Source organism: Psychrobacter sp. T6-5 (assembly GCF_052258485.2).
Classification (GTDB): domain Bacteria; phylum Pseudomonadota; class Gammaproteobacteria; order Pseudomonadales; family Moraxellaceae; genus Psychrobacter.
Map to the genome: position 1 here is coordinate 1237087 of NZ_JBQQEY020000001.1, position 21894 is coordinate 1258980.

19 protein-coding genes are annotated in these 21894 nt (G+C 45.0%); 10 read left to right on the top strand and 9 right to left on the bottom strand.

Translation table 11 applies throughout. From position 1 onward, the window contains the following. Positions 1-48: 48 nt before the first annotated feature. From ACTXGK_RS20020 to ACTXGK_RS20045, 6 genes are all read right to left on the bottom strand, one after another. The gene (locus tag ACTXGK_RS20020; protein WP_394212234.1) at positions 49-714 is read right to left on the bottom strand and encodes a trimeric intracellular cation channel family protein; all 666 of its coding nucleotides are present in this window, start codon (positions 712-714) and stop codon (positions 49-51) included. Positions 715-781: 67 nt separating this feature from the next. Continuing rightward, on the bottom strand, positions 782-1417 hold the full coding sequence (locus ACTXGK_RS20025; protein WP_443516591.1) for a trimeric intracellular cation channel family protein: 636 nt from the start codon (positions 1415-1417) through the stop codon (positions 782-784). Between the two features lie 105 nt (positions 1418-1522). Continuing rightward, a complete protein-coding gene (locus tag ACTXGK_RS20030; RefSeq protein ID WP_443516593.1) occupies positions 1523-2635 on the bottom strand; it encodes a multidrug resistance efflux transporter family protein in 1113 nt (370 codons plus the stop codon). 114 nt (positions 2636-2749) lie between these two features. Further along, entirely contained in the window at positions 2750-3481 is a 732-nt protein-coding gene (queE, locus tag ACTXGK_RS20035) for a 7-carboxy-7-deazaguanine synthase QueE (protein ID WP_443516595.1), read from the bottom strand. Positions 3482-3726: 245 nt separating this feature from the next. Next, positions 3727-4548 (bottom strand): 2,3,4,5-tetrahydropyridine-2,6-dicarboxylate N-succinyltransferase, encoded by an 822-nt coding sequence (dapD, locus tag ACTXGK_RS20040; RefSeq protein ID WP_443516597.1) that lies wholly within the window; start codon positions 4546-4548, stop codon positions 3727-3729. 247 nt (positions 4549-4795) lie between these two features. Further along, positions 4796-5752 (bottom strand): alpha/beta fold hydrolase, encoded by a 957-nt coding sequence (locus ACTXGK_RS20045; protein ID WP_443516599.1) that lies wholly within the window; start codon positions 5750-5752, stop codon positions 4796-4798. Between the two features lie 356 nt (positions 5753-6108). On the opposite strand from ACTXGK_RS20045, the gene ACTXGK_RS20050 reads away from it, so the two are divergent. The 6 genes from ACTXGK_RS20050 to ACTXGK_RS20075 all read left to right on the top strand — a co-directional run bounded on the left by ACTXGK_RS20050 (position 6109) and on the right by ACTXGK_RS20075 (position 11999). Next, complete coding sequence (locus ACTXGK_RS20050) at positions 6109-7272, top strand: FAD-dependent oxidoreductase (protein WP_443516601.1); 1164 nt, start codon at positions 6109-6111, stop codon at positions 7270-7272. A gap of 207 nt (positions 7273-7479) precedes the next feature. Next, positions 7480-8475: an arsenosugar biosynthesis radical SAM (seleno)protein ArsS gene (gene arsS / locus ACTXGK_RS20055; RefSeq protein ID WP_443516603.1), complete on the top strand. Its 996-nt coding sequence runs from the start codon at positions 7480-7482 to the stop codon at positions 8473-8475. 105 nt (positions 8476-8580) lie between these two features. Beyond that, complete coding sequence (locus ACTXGK_RS20060; RefSeq protein WP_443516605.1) at positions 8581-9402, top strand: DUF547 domain-containing protein; 822 nt, start codon at positions 8581-8583, stop codon at positions 9400-9402. 42 nt (positions 9403-9444) lie between these two features. Further along, entirely contained in the window at positions 9445-10152 is a 708-nt protein-coding gene (locus ACTXGK_RS20065) for a TIGR04283 family arsenosugar biosynthesis glycosyltransferase (RefSeq protein WP_443516606.1), read from the top strand. A 53-nt stretch (positions 10153-10205) separates the two neighbouring features. Beyond that, positions 10206-10883: a TIGR04282 family arsenosugar biosynthesis glycosyltransferase gene (locus ACTXGK_RS20070; RefSeq protein WP_443516608.1), complete on the top strand. Its 678-nt coding sequence runs from the start codon at positions 10206-10208 to the stop codon at positions 10881-10883. A gap of 72 nt (positions 10884-10955) precedes the next feature. Further along, the gene (locus ACTXGK_RS20075; protein ID WP_443516610.1) at positions 10956-11999 is read left to right on the top strand and encodes a methyltransferase domain-containing protein; all 1044 of its coding nucleotides are present in this window, start codon (positions 10956-10958) and stop codon (positions 11997-11999) included. 167 nt (positions 12000-12166) lie between these two features. Here the strand turns inward: ACTXGK_RS20075 and mtnP are convergent, their stop codons facing one another. Then, positions 12167-13060 carry an S-methyl-5'-thioadenosine phosphorylase gene (gene mtnP / locus ACTXGK_RS20080; RefSeq protein WP_443516612.1) on the bottom strand — a complete coding sequence of 298 codons (894 nt, stop codon included), beginning with the start codon at positions 13058-13060 and terminating at the stop codon, positions 12167-12169. 453 nt (positions 13061-13513) lie between these two features. Here mtnP and ACTXGK_RS20085 point away from each other — a divergent pair, with 453 nt between their 5' ends. Genes ACTXGK_RS20085 through ACTXGK_RS20095 form a run of 3 tightly spaced genes read left to right on the top strand, consistent with a single transcriptional unit; the run spans position 13514 to position 17073 of the window. Continuing rightward, positions 13514-14533 (top strand): TAXI family TRAP transporter solute-binding subunit, encoded by a 1020-nt coding sequence (locus tag ACTXGK_RS20085; RefSeq protein ID WP_075106641.1) that lies wholly within the window; start codon positions 13514-13516, stop codon positions 14531-14533. Then, positions 14511-15071: a DUF1850 domain-containing protein gene (locus ACTXGK_RS20090; RefSeq protein WP_443516614.1), complete on the top strand. Its 561-nt coding sequence runs from the start codon at positions 14511-14513 to the stop codon at positions 15069-15071. Before ACTXGK_RS20085 ends, ACTXGK_RS20090 begins: the two co-directional genes overlap by 23 nt. Further along, positions 15043-17073 (top strand): TRAP transporter permease, encoded by a 2031-nt coding sequence (locus ACTXGK_RS20095; RefSeq protein ID WP_443516616.1) that lies wholly within the window; start codon positions 15043-15045, stop codon positions 17071-17073. Before ACTXGK_RS20090 ends, ACTXGK_RS20095 begins: the two co-directional genes overlap by 29 nt. 127 nt (positions 17074-17200) lie before the next feature. On the opposite strand, the gene lipA is transcribed toward ACTXGK_RS20095, so the two are convergent. Continuing rightward, the gene (gene lipA / locus ACTXGK_RS20100; RefSeq protein WP_201598381.1) at positions 17201-18244 is read right to left on the bottom strand and encodes a lipoyl synthase; all 1044 of its coding nucleotides are present in this window, start codon (positions 18242-18244) and stop codon (positions 17201-17203) included. Positions 18245-18392: 148 nt separating this feature from the next. Beyond that, on the bottom strand, positions 18393-18788 hold the full coding sequence (locus tag ACTXGK_RS20105) for a carboxymuconolactone decarboxylase family protein (RefSeq protein ID WP_201598380.1): 396 nt from the start codon (positions 18786-18788) through the stop codon (positions 18393-18395). Between the two features lie 336 nt (positions 18789-19124). On the opposite strand from ACTXGK_RS20105, the gene acnB reads away from it, so the two are divergent. After that, on the top strand, positions 19125-21728 hold the full coding sequence (gene acnB / locus ACTXGK_RS20110) for a bifunctional aconitate hydratase 2/2-methylisocitrate dehydratase (RefSeq protein WP_443516618.1): 2604 nt from the start codon (positions 19125-19127) through the stop codon (positions 21726-21728). Positions 21729-21894: the final 166 nt, after the last annotated feature.

The following is a 21894-nucleotide window of genomic DNA, read 5'->3' on the forward strand; positions in this document are numbered from 1 at the left end:
TTGGATCGCACTTATACCATTTATTGCCAGTAGCCTTTTGATTTAGGCTCAGTACTTCCACTCAAGAGTGGGGAACTGCCAATCATAACGAATAGCCAGCATACGCAAGGTAAAAATCGTACTCATCGCAGAGACATCAGCAACCCAATCGGCAACGCCTAAGTTTTTTAGAGCAAAATATAGAATACCCCCAGTTAGCGCCGCAGTGATATAAATCTCTTGCTGCAATACCAGTGGAATCTCATTACAAATCATATCGCGAATGATGCCACCAACGATGATGGTGATCACGCCCAACAACAGTGCTACTGGTACATTGGTACCCATGCTATCAGCGACCTTGATACCTATGAGCGTAAAGGCGGATAGACCGATGGTATCAGACAGTTTTAGGAACTTATCGACTCGTCTTGAGTTCGGATGAAAAAATATCTGCATGGCTAGTGAAGAGATCGTAATGAGCGTCAGATAGCTCATATCTACCATCCAAAACAGCGGATGACGATCCAAAATCACATCGCGTACGGTGCCGCCGCCGATAGCTGTGACGATAGAGACTAGTAGGCAACCAAAGACATCAAAGTTCTTATGCTTCGCCAGTATCGTCCCTGAAACGCTACAGGCGATAATCCCAATCATATCAAAAAAATAGATCAAAGAGCGTGGATCAAAAGTAGTGATTAGAGCTGCAGGATCCAACGCGATAGCCAACATAAGCCATTCTCACTATTTTTAATTATTAGTTGTCATGTCTAGAGCAATCAATCTACCAAGTAGCTGATTAAGTAACCAGACGAATAGAGGGTAGATGCCAGTCGAATCTAAGCGCCAGCATGCGTACCGCAAAGATCACAAACAGCATAATAAACTCATTGATGCCAGCGCTGACACCGACGTACTGTAGGCATAAATACGTCACAGATCCTGCGATACTAGCCGTAATATAAATCTCACGCTGTAATACTAGCGGTATCTCATTACAGATAATATCACGTAGCATCCCACCAATAATGGCTGTCCAGACGCCCATCATAATAGCAACAAGAGGTGACATGCCTTGGGTCAATGCGACCTTAAAGCCAATCACGCTAAATGCCGCGAGACCAATGGCATCAAACAGCTTAAGCGCATTATCAATCTTGTGATATAGATGAAAGAATATTTGTAAGATAAGGGATGTCACGGTAATGACGATCACATAGTTGAGATCCGTCATCCAAAACAGTGGATGACGATCTAGTGCCATGTCACGTAGCGTACCGCCGCCGATGGCATTGACCATTGAAACCAAGATGCAGCCAGCAATATCAAAGCCTTTATGCTGAGCGAGCAACGTCCCTGCAATTGCGCAAGCGATGATACCCACCATGTCCAATAAATATAATAGAATATCAGGAAAAATTAAATCATTAACCATGGTTATATTGCCAATTCTTGATCATAAAAAATGATGGGTATTCTCGTTTTAAATGGGTGTTTTGTAGATGAGCCAAACAAAATCAGCCCATCGTTAGAGCGTCATTTAGCCGTCTTTTGCAAACAATATCAAGCCGATGATAATCAGTACAATACCAACCAGACCTAAAGCTGACGGTAGTGGATTTCCCAGCAGGATCATACCACCAATCAAGGCAAAAATGATTTCACTGGCTTGGGTCGAGTCAACGCCAGCGACATCACTTGAGGTCACCGCTTGCTCACGCGCATATAAAAACAGACTGGTCGCGGCCACCCCTGATAACAAGGCGACCAGTAGCGTGTTAAACACCTGCGCGCTACCCGGTAACTCAGGGCGCACTATGATGCCTAAAACGAGCCAAAATGGCAAACTCCCTACGGTCATCAACCACACTTTGTTAAAAGCGTTTTGTAGCAGATCCGTCTCGATAACGGGAATACGTCCGATCAAGGTTTGCAGCGTGGAGCTATTCGCAGCATCACGGTCAGTGATATGCGTATCAGCAGCATCGTGGGCACTGGCCAATAGCGCTGTTTCTGCACGCATCGGTTGCGAGTGGTGCTCACTATCTTGATGCCTATCTTGGTGCCTGGCTTTGTGCTGTTTCGCATTGTAAGAGGCCTGCCAAACCAACTGATTGCCAATAGGGTAGCTAAACGCAGCGATCAGTGCTGGCAGTGCGCCATACAGTAGCATTTGCGTCAGCGGTATGGCATTGGTATCACTAGGCGCGTGCAAACCTTCACTGACGTTGACCAGTACGACGCCTATAAAGACAATCAGGGCATAAAAAATGAATTTTTTATCAAAGCGTTGCCCAAATGCCAGTAAGACAAGCAAACTGGTCACGACGGTAAACATAAAGGTCGCTGCTACGACCCAACCACTGGCGTGATCACCTGCGTAACAGATGCCAGTATAAAACACGCCGAAGCCAATACTACCAGTAATGCACCAGAACCCTATATGTTGGCGAAAAATCGCCCATAGCTCACCAATCCGTCCCACGCCATGCTGAACACCAATCATCGCTGTCAATAGCAGTAGCATAAAGACATAGCGCAGGCTTGCTGACCAAAACCAATGCCCACCAGCAGCGCTCATCAGCTCATTTAATACAAAGGTTGAGCTAAAAAACGCACCTGATAGTAGCCCCAGTAAGATCAGCCGAATCATGTTTCCTCCTTGAAAATGTGTGCTTGTATATAGATTTGTATTTATTGTTCTAAATGGATGCTCTATCAGTGATTAGAGTGTGATCTGTCAGAGATTAGCGTATGGTTTATCTTTTTATTTGCCTTTGGCATCTGCCCAAATGATTTTATGCAGCTGCAATTGAAAGCGAACGGGCAAGGCATCTGCCAGCATCCATTCAGCAAGCTCTCTTGCCAATACAGGCACTTCAGGGCTAAGCGCTTCATCAATATCATCTGCCACGTTAAACATCGGAGAAAACCAAACCGTACCGACCAATTCATTTAATTTATGCTCGACTAACTTTTCTTTTGCCCAGTCATAGTCCTTACGGTTCATGATGACAAACTTGATCTGATCGTGCTCGGTGAGATGATCGAGATTTGACCATAAGTTTTTGTCCACTTCGCCTGAGCTTGGTGTTTTGAGATCCATCACTTTACTGACGGCTGGTGGTACATTTGCTACCGTGAGCGCGCCTGCGGTCTCAAGGGATATCTCATAGTCATCGCTGAGCAAGCGTTTCATTAACTCAATCGCGTTTGGCTGTGCTAATGGCTCACCGCCAGTTAAGCAGATACGCTTGCATGGATAGCCTTTGATAATATCTATGATGGTTTCTAATGACTGACGCTCGCCGCCCGTAAAGGCATATTCGGTATCACAGTAGACGCAGCGCAGCGGACAGCCGGTTAGACGTACAAATATCGTCGGCAAGCCAGACGTCAGTGCTTCACCCTGTAGGGAATAAAAAATCTCAGTCAAACGTAACCCTGCTTCAGGGTCGGTGACGGGGATAGCGGCGGTGCGCAATAGTGATTCACTCATAATATGTCAAATACAGTTAAAGGTTGATAAGGCGATGAAGCGGTTATCAATCGTAATAAAGAAGAAGGCAGGTTGTGGTATTTGTCGTTTTATGTTTGGATAAAACAAAACCAAAAAACGGATTATAACGCAACGCTCTGCATTAAGGTGCAAAAAAGACGCTGAAGTTTTCTTCAGCGTCTTTAGTAAAGATAGTTTATCGCCATCCGTACCGTTCGGGTACGAGGCTATAAATATTAAAAATACTAGGCTAAACGTAATAGCTCATTTACTGATGTTTTAGCACGGGTTTGCGCGTCTACCTTTTTCACAATGATGGCAGCGTACAAGCTGTGAGTGCCGTCTTCTGATGGCAAGCTGCCTGGTACGACAACAGAGCCGGCTGGTACACGGCCGCGATGAATCTCGCCAGTCTCACGGTCATAGATGCGTGTAGATTGACCAATATAGACGCCCATAGAGATAACAGCGCCTTCTTCGACGATCACGCCTTCAACGATCTCAGAGCGCGCACCGATAAAGCAGTTGTCTTCGATGATGGTTGGGTTGGCTTGTAATGGCTCTAATACGCCGCCAATACCAACGCCGCCTGATAGATGCACGTTTTTACCGATTTGCGCACATGATCCAACGGTGGCCCACGTATCAACCATCGCGCCTTGATCGACATATGCGCCGATGTTGACATACGATGGCATCAATACGGCACCTGCTGCGATGTATGAACCTTTACGAGCAACGGCTGGCGGTACCACACGGACGCCTGCTTCTTTGAACTGTGCTTCGGTCCAGTTGGCAAATTTCGTAGGCACTTTGTCATAGAACTGCACATGCTCGCCCGCTGCTTGAACGTAGTTGTCGTTCAAACGGAACGATAGTAGTACTGCCTTTTTGGCCCACTGATTGACGACCCATTCGTCATCCTTCTTTTCAGCAACGCGTAGGCTGCCGTTATCTAGCTGCTCAAGTACTTGCTCAATCGCGTCACGCACGTCTTGTGGCATGTTGCTTGGGCTGTATTCATTGCGGTTTTCAAAAGCTTGTTCGATGGTTTGTTGTAATGACATAAAGGTTCCTAAAATGAATGAAAGGGAGGGGTGACTCGTATTTATAGTGACATAACTTGGGTAGACCCGCTTAAAATACAATACTTGTAAAATATAGACGGTTGTACAAGATAACTGGGTCAAAAAACTTGCTTGCCATATTGTCGCTAATTTGACCACTTTTAGCAAACAAGTTCAGTATTTCATTATGGCAGTGCTCGAGAAAAAGCGCTCAAAAGACTGCTCAAGATGAATTGTTTATCGTGCTTTAAGCGTCTGGTGCAGTGTTTTTTATCCACGCCAAAATATCTTGATAAACCGTTTGATGATCTGTTTCGTGCAATACTTCATGGCGCATATTGGGATACAGCTGAATATCAACGTGGCTAAATTTTTGTTTATGTAGGCGTTTGACCACGCGGCGAATACCGCGTCCCATATTACCAATAGGATCGTCTTCACCACTGATAAACAGCATTGGGAAGTTTTTGGCAATGGTGGTGGCCCAGCCTTTATTTAGTCCGGTATCCATCAAAGTAAATAATGTCATAAAGCCATTGTTGGTAAAGTCAAAACCAGTCTTTGGATCAGCTTCATAGGCTTCAATATTTGCAGTATTTTCACTCAACCAAGCAAACTTCGATGATGCAGTGCGATCTTTTAGTTGACTGTTCAATACTTTGTTCATGGTATTGGCAAGTACTGAGTTCGGCTGTCTAGGTGCCACTTTTGCCAATATTTTATTGATAGGCAGCAAAACTTTGGTCAATGGATTGACGTCTGCTGAACCCATCAATATCGCTCCAGTGAAATTATGCGCATGATGCTTGAGTACATTACGCACGATAAACGAGCCCATGGAGTGGCCCATCACAAAATGCGGTACATCAGGGTGACGTGCTTTTAGGCTATCTGCCATAACAATCACATCTTTTAGCAGCGACTGTACTGGATGCTCTTCACCAAAAAATCCCAAATCCGTTTCGTTTTTGATGGTCTGTCCATGACCAAGATGATCATAGGTTGCCACAGCGATGCCATTGTCTGCCAAGAACTGTGCAAAATCTGCATAGCGACCACTGTGCTCTGCCATCCCATGCACAATCAATAGCGTCGCACTGATGACAACATTTTTGTCACTTGGCTCAAAAAAGTCATGGTGCAAGTAGTGAGTGTTGTCGGAGGAGAGAATGTTATCATTACTGGTATCGAGAGTGTTACTCATATAAGCTTCCTTGACAGGTTTTAATGGTCTATATTTTTTATGGATCGTTATTTCAAAAATACCGATCAGTTAGGTGGCGTCGTTATGATTTTATTTTACTAGGCGCTGATTGGTCGACCATTTTACCTTATTTTTTTGTGTTACGTGACAGGGTAATGAAATCTATACTTGGTAGCAGCATTTAATGACAAAAATGAGTGTGGTCAATATTATTTAAGCCACTTATACCATCCACCCAATCATCAGGGTCGTCTATCAGACATATCTTATTTGTAGGCCATTTTTTATGCTACTTATATGAAAGGCATTACAACTCGCTCGTCAAACATCTATCTATCACTTTGATTAGGATGCCTATGAAACCGCTGTCGCCAAAAAAACTACTATTAGCAGGAGCAGGTCATGCTCATATTGGACTGTTACGTCGGCTTGTTGCTGGGCAGCTAGAGAGTACGGATTTTAAGGGAACGGCTCTAGACATCGCTCTAATTAGCGAGCATCCGCAGACTATATATTCAGGAATGCTACCTGGTTGGATGGCAGGACATTACTCGCTTGACGATATCAGTATCGATATAGCATCGCTTTGTAGGCGAGCGGGTGTGCGCTTCATTCAGCAGTCGATCGTGCAGGTCGATGCGGCATCCAATATGGTCGCGACAACGGGCGATGAGCGATTGCCACTTGATTATGATGTGTTGTCATTGAATACTGGTGCAGATACAGATATGCGTTGGTTAGATACACGAGACAGCTATGCTAAGACGGATGCTCACGCTAGTACAGACGTAATCGCTGTTCGTCCCTTGTCAGAGTTTATCACGCATTGGCAGCAGATTTTGGCTGAGGCTCGGCAAGCCAGTCAATACCAATTGGTCATCGTTGGCGCTGGGGCTGCCGCGACCGAATTGGTCATGGCGGCTCAAGTGGCACTACAGCATATCAATCGTAACCATCAAGTGATACTGGTGTGCGGTGAGCATCTGTTGCCAGGATTTAATCCGCGTTTTCATCAACGCGTTATTAGGCAGCTGCATCGCCATGATATTAAGATAGTCCATGAGCGAGCGACTGGTTATCATGATGGTCATTTATTGACCGCACATGACACGCTGACCATGAATGCTGTGATTGCTGCGACGGGAGTGGTAGGATCAGCATGGACCGCTGCCACTGATTTACAGACGGTAGATAATGGTTTCATCGCCGTTAATGCCATGCAGCAGAGTGTCTCTCACCCTAATGTATTTGCCGTTGGTGACGTAGCCACGCGAGTGGACAAAGACGTGGCGCATTCAGGCGTTCATGCGGTACATGGCGGCGCGATAGAGGCAGACAATCTATTGGCCTATCTCAAAGACGAACCTATGCAAGACTATCAACCCAAGACACGAACGCTATATTTATTGTCTTGCGGGGACAAGTACGCCATTGCCAGTTGGGGAGCGATTAGTCTGCAAGGCCGCGGGCTTTGGTATCTAAAACGGTATATCGATCAGCGCTTTGTGAAGGCTAAATAGAGCAGCACTGGTTGGCATAAATAACAATACTGATTTTACAAAACCGATGTTATCGGTGATTCACAATCAGGTATGATTGATTAAACAAAATGTAAAATGACAGGTCAATAAATAAGTTATAATTTTTGTAAAATAGCAAATAAAAGCAATTACTTATATGTAGATATATCTTTTTTGAGTTATGTCATTAACGGGGTCTATACGATTATGAAATCGACTATCGAATTACTTGAGCATACCGACTTTCCGGCGATCAAACGCCGAGAACTAACGATACTGCAAGTCAACATGGGCTACTTATGCAATATGTCTTGCGTCCATTGCCATGTGGCGGCCAGTCCTTATCGCACAGAGATGATGTCACGTGAGTTGGTTGAGCTGATTCCCGAAGTATTGCAAGCGCAAAATATCGATACGCTCGATTTGACGGGCGGTGCCCCTGAGATGCACGAGGATTTTAAGTATTTGGTCACAGCGGCGCGTGCGCTGGGTGTCAAAGTGATAGACCGCTGTAACCTGACTATTCTTATGGAAAATGGCTATGAGGATATGGCGCAGTTTTTAGCAGATAACCAAGTCGAAGTGGTGGCATCCTTGCCATGTTACTCCTTAGAAAACGTGGATAAGCAGCGCGGCAAAGGGGCATTTGACGATAGTATATTAGGACTGCAAAAACTCAACCAGTTAGGCTACGGCAGCGCTGATTCAGGTTTGACCTTAAACTTGGTCTACAATCCGCAAGGCGCGAGCTTACCGCCCAATCAGCAGCAGCTTGAAGCGGACTATAAGCGGGAGCTAAAAGAACACTTTAATATCGAGTTCAACCATTTGTTTGCCCTCACCAATATGCCGATTCAGCGTTTTGGCGCGGTACTATTGGCCAAAAATGAATTTCACCCGTACATGGATTTACTCAAAGAAAACTACGTGGCGGATAACTTGAGTGAAGTGATGTGCCGCTCGACAATCAGTGTTAACTGGCTGGGCGAATTGTTCGACTGTGACTTTAATCAGCAATTAGAGATGCCTGTACCCAATAAATCGCGGCGTCATCTCAGCGATCTGCTTACCCAAAATCCCTCTGGTGATGCCATTGCTATTGCGGACCACTGCTATGGCTGTACGGCAGGACAGGGCAGCAGCTGCGGCGGTGCGTTAGAAGAAGAGACCGTAGAGCAGACGATAGCAGACACGACTGTTTAGACGCCCATATTTACCATTAAGAGTCGTTGATAATAAATAGTTGTTAGGCTATCGAGCTGGACACTGCGACAGACAAACATCACCAATTCAAGTGGAGTGAATCTCATGTCAAGATTAAATGTTTCAACAAAGACCTTGGTCGTGCAACCAGTGATTGCTATCGCGATCCTCTCGTCGAGCGTAGCCGCGTATGCTGACTTTAATCATCAAAGCTGGGACAGTTTATTAAATAAGCATGTGACCATGACCAATGGCGGTAAGGCTTCCGTGGTGAATTATACGGGCATGCAAGCGGATAAGAGCAAGCTGGCAAGCTATCTTGAGTCAACCAGCAAGGTCTCTCAAGCAGAGTTTAATCGTTGGAATAAAAATGAGCAGTTGGCGTTTTTAATCAACGTATACAATGCTGGTACAGTCGATTTGGTATTGACAAAATATCCTAACATTAAGTCTATCAAAGACATCGGTGGGCTATTTGGGTCGCCGTGGAAGCAAGAGTTTATTCCGCTATTGGGTAAAACGCGCTCGCTTGACGATATCGAGCACAACCTCATTCGTGGTTCCAAACGCTACAATGATCCGCGTATTCACTTCGCTGTTAATTGCGCGAGTATTGGTTGTCCTGCACTGCAAGATGACGCCTTTACTGGCAAAGATTTGGATGGTCAATTAGAGCAGGCAACTGCTAAGTTTTTGGCAGACAGTAGTCGCAACAATCTTAAGGGCAATACACTAAGGGTGTCGCCGATTTTTAAATGGTATAAGTCAGATTTTGAGAGCAATTGGCGTGGTACAAAAGATTTAGAAGGGTTTTTGGGTCGTTATAGCTCGTCACTAGGAATGAGTAAAGCGCAGACAGCAGATCTAAACCAAGGCAAAATAAAAATCAGCTACACTGACTACAATTGGAATTTGAACAAAAAATAAGTCAATGCTCGCGAGTTTATTCTTATTAAAACGAGACGTACCTTGAACATCTCTATCATTATTCCATTGTTAAATGAAGTGGATAATCTGCCACACCTTATTGCTCATATTCATATGCTCAGCCCAGCGCCGCAGCAAGTGATAGTGGTCGATGGTGGGTCAACGGATGGCTCGATGACTGCCGCTTATGATTTGCTAAAAGATTCGTCAAAGACGAGGCAGTCGTCGATTGACTGGCATGTGATCGAGTCCACTGCTGGACGCGCTCGGCAGATGAATGCTGGTGCTAAACGGGCAACTGGGGATATATTGCTATTTTTACATGCTGATACTCGGTTGCCGACTGACGCAATAAATGAGGTACGGCGAGCAACGACTGGCCATGACTGGGGGCGTTTTGATGTACGCTTGGACAGTGCTCATCCGTTATTAAAAGTCGTTGGTATGATGATTAATAAGCGCTCACGTTTGGTCAGTATTGCAACGGGCGACCAGGCTATTTTTATTGAAAAATCTTTATTTGAACGACTCGGTGGTTATCCTGATCAGCCATTGATGGAAGATGTCGAGTTGTGTAAGCGCTTAAATTCTATTAGCAGGCCCGCTTGTTTAAAAAGCACAGTGACGACGTCCGCACGGCGTTGGCAGCAACACGGTCATTTTCGCACGATTTTTTTGATGTGGCATTTGCGCTTTGATTACTGGCGCGGCATATCGCCTGAGAGATTAAAACAGCGTTATTATAAGTAGGAATGATCCAGCCATATTGGACTAATAACAATAACAAAAAGGGCTTCGTATTGATGCATGCGACCAGCGACCGAACCACTACCATAGATGTCAACTCACAGATAAAAGAGCAACCTACCTGCGTCATTTTATTTGCCAAATATCCAGCACGTGATAAGGCAAAGACTCGTTTGCAGCCTGCATTGGGTGTGGATGGTGCTGCGCTTATGGCAAGGCAGTTATTATTACATAGTGTCGAGCAAGCTGTGGCGAGCGACTTTGCCATTGAGCTATGCGTGAGTCCAGCGCCAACTGATCCCTGCTGGCAAGCGCTTGATTTACCGGAGTCACTGCAATGGTCTGCTCAGGCAGAGGGTGATTTGGGTAGGCGCATGTTGATAGCCAGTCAGAACGCATTGGAAAAATATCAAAAAGTTGTCTTAATAGGGACGGATTGTCCTAGCCTCACGGCAGAGCGTATACAGACCGCCGTACAGCAGCTAGATGAAGATAACGCGGTGATGATTCCTGCAACCGACGGAGGCTATGTGTTGCTCGGATTCAACCAAGTCGATGAAAGCCTTTTTTCAAATATCAGCTGGAGTACGTCTAGCGTCGCTAAAGTCACTAAGCAGCGTATCGCGGCGTTAGGTTGGACACTAGCGTTATTGCCAGCGCTGCATGACATTGATGAGCCTGAAGATTTAAAGCATTTACCATCAGATTGGCGCAATATGCTCAACAAAATCTAAAAATTAAACATGATTTTCTATAGTTATCTACTTAACTTGTAATTGGATTTTACTATTAATAAGGACATTGTTATGCATGACGTTGTGCAAAATTACTATGGCAAAGAGTTACAAGGAACCGATGACCTAAAAACCTCAGCGTGTTGTGATATTAGCAATATGCCTGAGTGGCTCAAGCCGTTATTGGCAAATATTCATGATGAGGTATTGAGCCGCTATTATGGCTGCGGACTGGTGTGTCCTGCATTACTTGAAGGCTGCCGAATTCTAGACTTGGGCAGTGGCTCAGGCCGAGACGTTTATGCACTCGCGCAATTGGTAGGTGAGAGCGGTCATGTGGTTGGTGTGGATATGACAGATGAGCAACTAGCCGTTGCAAAGGAACACCAAGCTTATCATGTTGAGAAGTTTGGCTATGACAATGTGACGTTTTTGCATGGTTATATCGAAAAGCTAGATGAGCTAGACCTTGCTGATGGTAGCTTCGATATTATCGTCTCAAACTGTGTTATCAATTTATCACCAGATAAAGCCGCCGTGATGGCGAGCGTGCAGAGACTACTCAAGCCTGGCGGCGAATTTTATTTTTCTGATGTTTATGCCGATCGCCGTATCCCGCAACACTTGATCGATGATCCTGTATTGTATGGAGAGTGCTTGAGTGGCGCGTTGTATTGGAAAGACTTTATCCGTTTATCAAGAGACGCAGGGTTTTTAGACCCACGTCTGGTCGAAGATCGTCTGCTTGAGATTACAGATCCTGTATTGGCTGCCAAAATTGGTGATATACAGTTTTTTTCGGCCACCTATCGCTTATTCAAAATTGCCACGCTAGAAGATGCCTGTGAAGATCATGGACAAGCGGTGATATACAAAGGGTCTATCGAGCAATCCCCGCATCGGTTTGATCTAGACAAGCATCATGCGATTGAGGCAGGTCGAGTATTTCCTGTGTGCGGCAATACTTTTCGGATGCTACAAGAATCTCGCTTTGCGCCGCATTTTGAATTTATCGGTGATGACAGTCGTCACTATGGTATCTTTGCAGGGTGCGGTGAACTGATGCCATTTGATCAGACGATGACGTCATTATCTGGTGCGGGCGGTTGCTGTTAAGAGTGGTGCTGTTAAGAGTAAAGGCATCTGGTTAGCTTTTATCCCAAACAGACTGATTAGAATCATAAAAAGGCCATTAAGTATATTAATGGCCTTTTTGCATGTGCGTAGGATTGGGGTTGTTGGCTTTGTCTCAAATAAGCGCTTATTCAGATATGTTTAAATATTTAGTATAACAATGCAGCCAGTCTGATTTTGGTATGTTCGTCCATCATGTCTATAGGCGTGACCAAGGCCTGTGCGAGAGCATTATGGGCGATGGATTCGGGTGATTCAGCGGCAATCAAAGCAACGGCCTCTTGAATCACCTGTTGAGCGTTTTCAGCATTTTTCATCAGATTTTTTATCGCATAGTCGGCACTGACGGCTTCTTCGGTCGGGTGCCAGCAATCAAAATCTGTCACCAAGGCCAATGTCGCATAAGCCATGCTGGCTTCACGTGCCAATTTGGCTTCTGGCATGTTGGTCATGCCGATGATATCCGCTTGCATTTGACGATACCACTCCGACTCTGCACGGGTTGAGAACTGCGGCCCTTCGATACAGACATAGGTCGCCTTTTTGTGACAGCTGCCCTCAGCTAAATCTGCCTTATTATAGGCACGCGTTAGGATATCTGATAGGGCAGGACAGAGTGGGTCTGCCATTGATACATGAGCGACTGCGCCCTCACCAAAAAACGTACTTTCACGATATTTGGTCATATCGATCATTTGATCTGGCACGACCATATCTAGCGGCTCAAGGTGTGCTTGCAACGACCCGACCGCCGATACTGAGACGATGTAACGTACGCCTAATGTTTTTAGCGCATATATATTGGCGCGATAGGGTACTTCAGATGGGGTCAGTTTATGACCTTGACCATGCCGCGTCAGAAAAGCAACCGTTACTCCTTCTAATTCACCCAAAACAATGTCATCGGATGGACTGCCATAAGGGGTCTGTATCGTCACGCTGCGCTTATTAGTCAGTGCTTGGATCTGATACAAGCCACTACCACCAATGATGGCAATGTCAGCAGACAATGATTCCAGCGCTTCTGTTGTAGATATTGTCATAAAAATTATCCAAGTTGAGTCATAAAAAATAATGGTTTCGGTTCATATAATGAGGCATTTGTCGGCTTACGTAAAACGTGCTCTAGACAAAGCCAATGAATAAATATCCAGTTAAAATATAGCAGAATCAGAGTGGTAATAAAAACAAATCAAAATATACAGCGCAATACATGCACATAAACCGTGATAAAGGTTTACAACAGCATCGAAATTTGATTAAATAAAGGTGAAACTATGTTTCACATAGCGGAACATTATAAGTTTCAGCTATTATACATAATGAAAATATTTTCTCAAAAAGCCTGAAATATAAGGCATTGAAAGCAAAAGAGAAAACAGTCTTTTGTTTATTTATAACAAAAATTGCTATATCATTACTCAAGTGTAACGGATTAATACCTATATATTAATGCCGTTTATTGTATTAAATCGATTATTTCAAGGATGAATTCAATGCTCACTTCTCTAAAATCTCCCTTACTTTTTTCAGCGATATTAAGCGCCATGCTAGGCTTAACCGCCTGCTCATCGCCAAGCTCAGAAGGCAATGAGACGGCTGCTGCGGATAGTACGTCAGCTGATGCGGCTACCGATACGCTCGATACTAAGTTCCTAACCATTGCCACAGGCGGTGCGTCTGGCCCTTATAACATCATCGGCACTGCATTGTCCGAAGTCTATGTAAAAAACTTTGGGGTCAACTCAAAGACACAAACTACGGGTGCATCAGTCGAAAACGTCAATCTACTGACGCAAGGCAAAGTCGATATGGTATTGGCGCTCAGTGATGTGGTCACGGACGCGGTTGAAGGCAAAAACAATTTTGACAAGCCCATTACCAATATTCAGCAGATTGCGGTCTTGTACCCGAACGTGGTGCAAATCGTGACGACAAAAGACTCTGGCATCAAAAATATTGAGGATTTACGAGGCAAGCGTATTGCAGTTGGCGATCAAGGTTCTGGTACGGAAGTCAATGCTCGAACGCTCCTAGAAGGCTTCGGTATCACCTATGATGATATCACTGTTGATTACTTGGGCTTTGCTGAAGCAGCTGATGGTATGAAAGCAGGTAAGATTGAAGCCGCATTCTTTAGTAGTGGTCTACCAAACTCATCGCTTATGGAGCTAGAGCAAGGTCTAGATTTGCAGTTGGTTACTATCGATCAAGATAAGCTAAAAGAAATCATTGCGACCAAGCCTTACTTCAAAACCTTTGAAATTCCTGCTGGCACGTATGGCAATGACGCTGCGATTCCAACTGCCGCAATCATGAATGCGCTATTGGTGAGCTCTGATCTGTCTGAATCTGATGGCTATAAATTGACTAAGGCGTTATTTGATAATCTGGACGGTCTAAAAACAGCACACCAAGCAGCCAACGATATCAGTCTAGAGACGGCTAGTGAAGGTATGGTCGCTCCAATTCATCCTGGCGCTAAAAAGTACTATGACGAACAAGCAGCCAAATAAGGCATTATGGTTATCGACTGGCGCAGCATGTATTGCGGCGCTGGTTTTTTTGACCCTATGGATAGGTGTAGCGCGTCAGTCTGTGGTCGAAGTTCGCGTTGCGATAGAGGGTAGTGACGACAAAGTGTGTTATTTCACTGACCCTGACTTTCAGCTGCGCTGGATACATTCTGTAGAAAAGCAGTGGTGGGAAGAGCAATACCAACGCATAGAAAAAAACAGTACAGAAGACGCTATGCTACTCCTCACCACCACATATTTTGAAGCATTTGGTGCTGGTACGCCTTCGACCGAACCCCTTGCACCCATACAAAAACCTGGCTATCTGGGTTATCAAATCAATGAAAAGCTGCCTAGTCTCAATTGGGTAGTCTCTAGACTGACCAAAGGTGAAATCGATTACGCTGGTCATCGTTTTTTGATTCATCAGTGGGTGCCAGATTATTCTGAAGTGGTGATCATGCCTAAGACGTATGGTTTAATTGATAGATTTAAAAAGGACTTGTGTCATGAACTCCCAAGTGACGGATCACAGTAGCGTGAATACCACACCAGATGTTGATAAAGATGCTGATGCTGTCAACAAAGCGGTATTGGAAAAATATGACCGAGAGTCAATCACACGTCATATCACGCAAGGACCAGTAAAGTATTTCATTGCTGGTATTTGTATACTCTATTCACTTTTTCACCTTTATATTACCTTTAACCCGATGCCAGCATTGCTACAGCGCTCTGTACATGTCGGTGTTGGTTTTGCCTTAATTTTCTTGATCTTTCCTGCCAGTAAAAAAAGCAGTCGTAGTCGAATCGCATGGTATGACTGGATTTGGTTTTTGTTGTCTTTGTCCGGTATGAGCTACCTGATCTACGAGTATCAGGATATTGTGACCTCGCGTGGTGGCATGGCCAATCCGCTTGACGTGATATTTTCACTAATTACAGTGGTCTGTGTGCTAGAAGGCAGTCGCCGTATCACCGGTTGGATTTTGCCGATATTAGCAGGGATATTTTTGGCGTATCCGTTTGTCAGTCACATGGACTTTATGCCTGATAGATTGCTGACTCGCCCTTATGACATGGGCGATATTTTTGGTCAATTATTTCTAAAAACCGAAGGTCTTTATTCTGTTGCGATTGGCGCGTCAGTGACCTTTATCTTTTTGTTCATTCTCTTTGGTGCATTCTTAGCACGTTCTGGAATGGGACAGCTGTTCAATGATTTGGCATTAGCCATCGCCGGTCACAAAAAAGGCGGACCCGCAAAAGTCGCGGTTATCTCTAGTGGCTTTATGGGTAGTATCAATGGCTCTGCATTATCAAACGTTGTCAGTACTGGTGCCTTTACCATTCCATTGATGAAAAAAGTCGGTTATCACAAAGACTTCGCGGGCGCGGTTGAGGCGAGTGCCTCGGTTGGCGGACAGATTTTGCCTCCGATTATGGGTGCCAGTGCCTTTATTATGGCGGAAACCACCGGTCTGCCGTATAGTACGATTGCGCTTGCCGCTTTGTTGCCTGCGATATTGTACTATTTAGGCGTCATTGCGCAGGTGCATTTCCGCGCTGGACGTCGTGACCTAAAAGGTATCGCTAAAGAGAGTTTGCCCGCGGTAAAAGAAGTATTAAAAGCTCGCGGTCACATGCTATTACCGATTGTCTTTTTGATTTTCTTATTAATTAGAAACGTCCCTGTGGGATATGCCGCTGCTTATACGATTGGTTTTACCGTGGTGATCAGTATGCTACGCGCTGAAACGCGCATGAGCTTCTCTGATATTTTGGGTGCATTAGAAGACGGTGCGCGCCAGTCGCTCGCGGTTATGGCGGCTTGTGCGGTCGTTGGTATTATCATTGGCGTGGTCAGTCTGACCAGCTTTGGTACAGTAATGACATCTTCTATCGTCACGCTAGGCGCAGGGTCATTGTTCTTTACGCTTATTTTGACGATGTTAGCGTCAATGGTATTGGGCATGGGCCTACCATCTATTCCTGCCTATATCATCACGGCGACCATGGCAGCCCCGGCATTGGCAGGGTTTGATATTCCAATCTTGTCAGCGCATATGTTTGTATTCTACTTTGGTATCTTTGCCAATATTACCCCGCCTGTGTGTCTGGCAGCTTTTGCTGGTGCTGGTATATCCGGTGGCGATCCGATGAAAACAGGGTTCTTGTCGCTTAAACTGGCACTTGCCGGATTCATCGTACCGTTTATGTTTATCTATAATCCAACGATGCTCATGATAGATCCGACAGGTCTGGCAGTTACGGCGAAAGACTTCCCGCTACCGCCTATTTTGGACATTATCACAGTCGTTGTGACCTCGGTGACAGGTGTGATTGCATTAAGCTCAGCACTTGAAGGGTACTTCAAAGGCGATATGAATACGGTGACGCGTGTTATTTTAGCTATTGGTGCGTTGTTACTCATTTATCCTGAAATTACAACTGGTATCGCAGGTGGTGTGATTGTCCTTGGTATTGCTGCATGGAATATGAAAACAAGTAAAGCACCGACACCAACGGTGAGTGTCTAGTCGCTGATATTAGTAGATTTTTGAACCGAAAAAAGGGTGAATAACAAAATATGTTATTCACCCTTTTATATTTTTAGCTACTATTTTTACCGCTCTGATATCGGTTTAACAATAATCAAATCAGTAATTAGCAGCCAAGTTTGCCTTCAGCTTCCAATGCTTTTTTGCTACGGATAGGTGCTGGGCAGTCTTCGCCATAGTACTGACGATCGGCAAAGTAGCTTGAGCGTACCATTGGGCCTGCCCAAATGCTAAAGAAGCCGATCTTTTTGCCGTAGTCCATATAGCGCTGGAACTCATCTGGATGGACATAACGATCAACAGGGGCATGGTTTTTACTAGGCTGCAGGTACTGACCAATCGTGATCATATCCACATCATGCGCTTTTAGATCATCGAGTAGCGCATAGATCTCTTCTTCTGTCTCACCAAGTCCAACCATAAAGCCGCATTTGGTCGCGATATCAGGACGACGCTCTTTATAGAGCTTGAGCAAGTCGAGCGAATGCTGATAGTCAGAACCTGGACGAAAGGCTTTGTATAGACGTGGCACCGTTTCGATATTGTGGTTAAACACATCTGGCGCGGTCTCTGTCAATAAATCCAACGCAATATCCATACGGCCACGGAAATCTGGCACAAGGATTTCAATTAAGCAGTTTGGGCTAAGCGCTCTTGACTCATTAAGCACTTCTACAAAATGTCCAGCTCCGCCATCTTTAAGATCATCGCGATCGACAGACGTGATTACCGCATATTTGAGCTGCAGACCTTGAATCGTCTCAGCGGTATGACGTGGCTCATCCTTATCTAGCTCATTAGGGCGACCATGACCAACATCACAGAACGGGCAGCGGCGAGTACAGATATCACCCATAATCATAAAGGTGGCCGTCCCATCAGCGAAGCACTGTGGCAAGTTAGGGCAGGCCGCTTCTTCACAGACGGTATAAAGTTTCTGCTCACGCAAAGTCGCTTTGATACGCGCCACTTCAGCAGGCGATGACATTTTTACCCGAATCCAGTCAGGCTTTTTCTTGGCCTCAACGGTCGGGATTACTTTAATTGGGATACGGGCAACTTTGTCATAGCCACGTAGTTTTTCGCCTTGAATGGCTTTTTTTGGTTTGACCTTAGCAGCAGGTACATGGGTTTGTACGGCAGTTGTCATAATAGAATTATCTCTTAACCCTTTATAGTATAAGGGTTTATGGAATGATCAGAATGTTTTATGAGTGGTGATATTATAGCAGAAATTTATTAGGCAGTTTTTGTACAATATCATTAAGATTACTATGATTAATCTAGTGACCATAGTTTTAAATATCTATATCGATTTCCATCTCATTTAGGGTATCTATGGCTGCACGAAACGCTTCTTGCGTGGCAGGCGCACCGCAGTATGGCAAGCTATGCATCAGCACTTCGCGAATCTCAGCGACACTAGCGCCATTATTGATGGCACCGCGGATATGTCCTTTTAACTCGTTTGGGCTTTTTTGGGCAATCAAAAAGGCAATGGTAATCAATGAGCGATATTTGCGCGGCAGTACCGAATCATCTTGCCATGTGCTGCCCCAAGCGTGTTCAATGATCCAGTCTTGTAATGGCTGAGTAAAACCAGTAGCAGCATCAAGTGAGCGTTTGACATGCGCTTCACCCATCACTTCTGTGCGTACCTTGAGGCCATTATCATAGTTGGTGTTGCTATCCATATCAGCTCGTCCTTTGATGTCTTATAAAAATGTCTGATAAAAGCGTATAACAGTCATATGGTGTCTATCGCTTCATAAAGCAAGTTTTTATCGATCAGTACAAGTACGTAAATACGAGTGATTATAAGGTGTGCAATCATATTATTGATGGGACTATTTTTATAATAAATGTTGGATATGGCCTTACTATGAGCCTTTTCAGGGCTGAGCCATTAACATTTAGAGCGTTTTAAGCTATGATTGCACGGATAATTATTCCCTATAGTATATAGACGCAGGCGGTCATGCTGACTACCCACGTAATGTGCTAAACCCCAACTGACGAGGACGACTATTGTGTTAGAAGCTTATCGTAAACATGTCGAAGAACGTGCTGAGCTAGGAACGGTTCCGCTACCATTGAACGAAAAACAAGTAGCAGAGTTGGTTGAATTACTAAAGAACCCGCCAGCAGGCGAAGATGCATTTTTGATGAACTTGCTAGAAAACCGTATCCCTGCTGGTGTTGACCAAGCAGCCTACGTGAAAGCAGCATTTTTGGCAGCGATCTTGAAAGGTGAGACATCATCACCATTGATCAGCAAGCAAAAAGCGGTTCAAATTTTAGGTACGATGCAAGGTGGTTACAACGTTCAGCCATTGGTTGCGGCACTAGATGACAGCGAAGTCGCACAAGACGCTGCTGAAGCATTAAAGAAAACTTTGCTAGTATTTGATGCATTCAATGACGTCACTGAAAAAGCTGAAGCAGGCAACACTATTGCTAAAGAAGTCGTTCAATCTTGGGCTGACGCAGAATGGTTCTTGAACCGCCCTGAAGTACCAAAGAAAACCACTTACACGACGTTTAAAGTCACTGGCGAGACCAATACGGATGACTTGTCACCTGCGCAAGACGCATGGAGCCGTCCTGATATCCCATTGCATTCATTAGCCATGCACAAAAACTCTCGCGACGGCATCAATGCTGACGAAGAGGGCGTTGTTGGTCCAATGAAGCAAATCGAAGAATTAAAAGAAAAAGGCCATCCGCTAGCTTATGTTGGTGATGTGGTTGGTACTGGTTCTAGCCGTAAGTCTGCCACCAACTCAGTATTGTGGCTCATGGGTGAAGACATTCCTAACGTGCCAAACAAACGTGGTGGCGGTCTAGTACTAGGTAACAACATCGCTCCGATTTTCTTCAACACGATGGAAGATTCTGGCGCATTGCCGATCGAGAAAGTAGCGGTTGATAACCTAAATATGGGTGATGTATTTGATATCTACCCACATGACGGCAAAATCACTAAGCATGACTCTGACGAAGTGCTATCAACGTTTGCATTAAACTCGCCAACATTGCTTGATGAAGTACGTGCTGGTGGCCGTATCCCATTGATCGTTGGTCGTGGTTTGACTAACCGTGCTCGTGAATATATGGGTCTTGGTCATTCAGACGTATTTGCTAAGCCAGAAGAGCCAGCCGATACGGGTAAAGGCTTTACGCTAGCGCAGAAAATGGTTGGTAAAGCATGTGGCCTAGAAGGCGTACGTCCAGGTATGTACTGTGAGCCTAAAATGACTACGGTCGGCTCTCAGGATACGACTGGCCCAATGACACGTGATGAGCTAAAAGATTTGGCATGTTTGGGTTTCCAAGCGGATCTCGTTATGCAATCATTCTGTCATACGGCGGCTTATCCAAAGCCAGTTGACGTTGAGACTCAGCACACACTACCTGACTTTATCATGAACCGTGGCGGCGTAAGCTTACGTCCAGGTGATGGTATCATTCACTCATGGTTGAACCGTATGCTACTTCCAGATACCGTTGGTACTGGTGGTGACTCGCATACTCGTTTCCCAATGGGTATCTCTTTCCCAGCAGGTTCTGGTCTAGTTGCATTCGCAGCGGCAACTGGTGTGATGCCACTGGATATGCCTGAATCTGTCCGTGTTCGTTTTGTTGGTGAGCGTCAGCCTGGTATCACCCTACGTGACCTAGTACATGCGATTCCTTATCAAGCGATCAAAGAAGGTTACTTGACCGTTGATAAGAAAGGTAAAATCAACGAATTCAACGGCCGTATTCTTGAGATCGAAGGTCTAGAAGATTTGACCGCTGAGCAGGCGTTTGAATTGTCTGATGCTTCAGCTGAGCGTAGTGCGGCTGGCTGTACCATCACTTTATCTGAAGCATCAGTGACTGAGTACCTAAACTCAAACATCACGCTGCTTAAGTGGATGATTTCAGAAGGCTATGGCGATGCACGTACGATCAGCCGCCGTGTTGAGCAAATGCAAGAGTGGTTGGCTAACCCAAGCCTCATGCGTGCTGATGATGATGCTGAATATGCTATCGACATCACTATCGATATGTCAGACATCAAAGAGCCTATCCTTTGCTGCCCGAACGATCCAGATGATGCCAAGACTTTGGCAGACGTGGCCGGTGATACCATTGATGAAGTATTCATTGGTTCATGTATGACCAACATTGGTCACTTCCGCGCCGCTGGTAAATTGCTACAAGACGTACCAGCAGGTAGCCTCAAGACTCGTCTATGGATTGCACCACCGACCAAGATGGATGCACGCCAGTTGATGGAAGAAGGTTACTACAACATCTACGCTCAAGCCGGCGCTCGTACTGAAATGCCAGGTTGTTCACTATGTATGGGTAACCAAGCACGTATCGCACCGAAATCTACTGCGGTATCGACCTCAACTCGTAACTTCCCGAACCGTCTAGGTCAGGGCGCTAACGTATACCTAGCGTCTGCAGAGCTTGCAGCAGTCGCAGCGGTACTTGGTAAATTGCCGACTAACGATGAATATCAGCAGTACGCTGGCATGCTAAACAGCATGGGTGATGAAGTCTATCAATACATGAACTTCGACCGTATGGAAGACTATACGGAAGAAGCAGACAAGATCAACGTTGCTCAGTTAAGCTAGTCTTGGTTGACGCTTAAGTTAAACGTTTTTAAATAAACAAAACCCCGTATCGTGATGATGCGGGGTTTTTTGTTATGAAATAAAAATATGAATAAGTATTTGCAAACTTTTATTGAGTGTTATAATCAATTTTATTAATAGAGAAATTTCACTGGCAACTGCTACG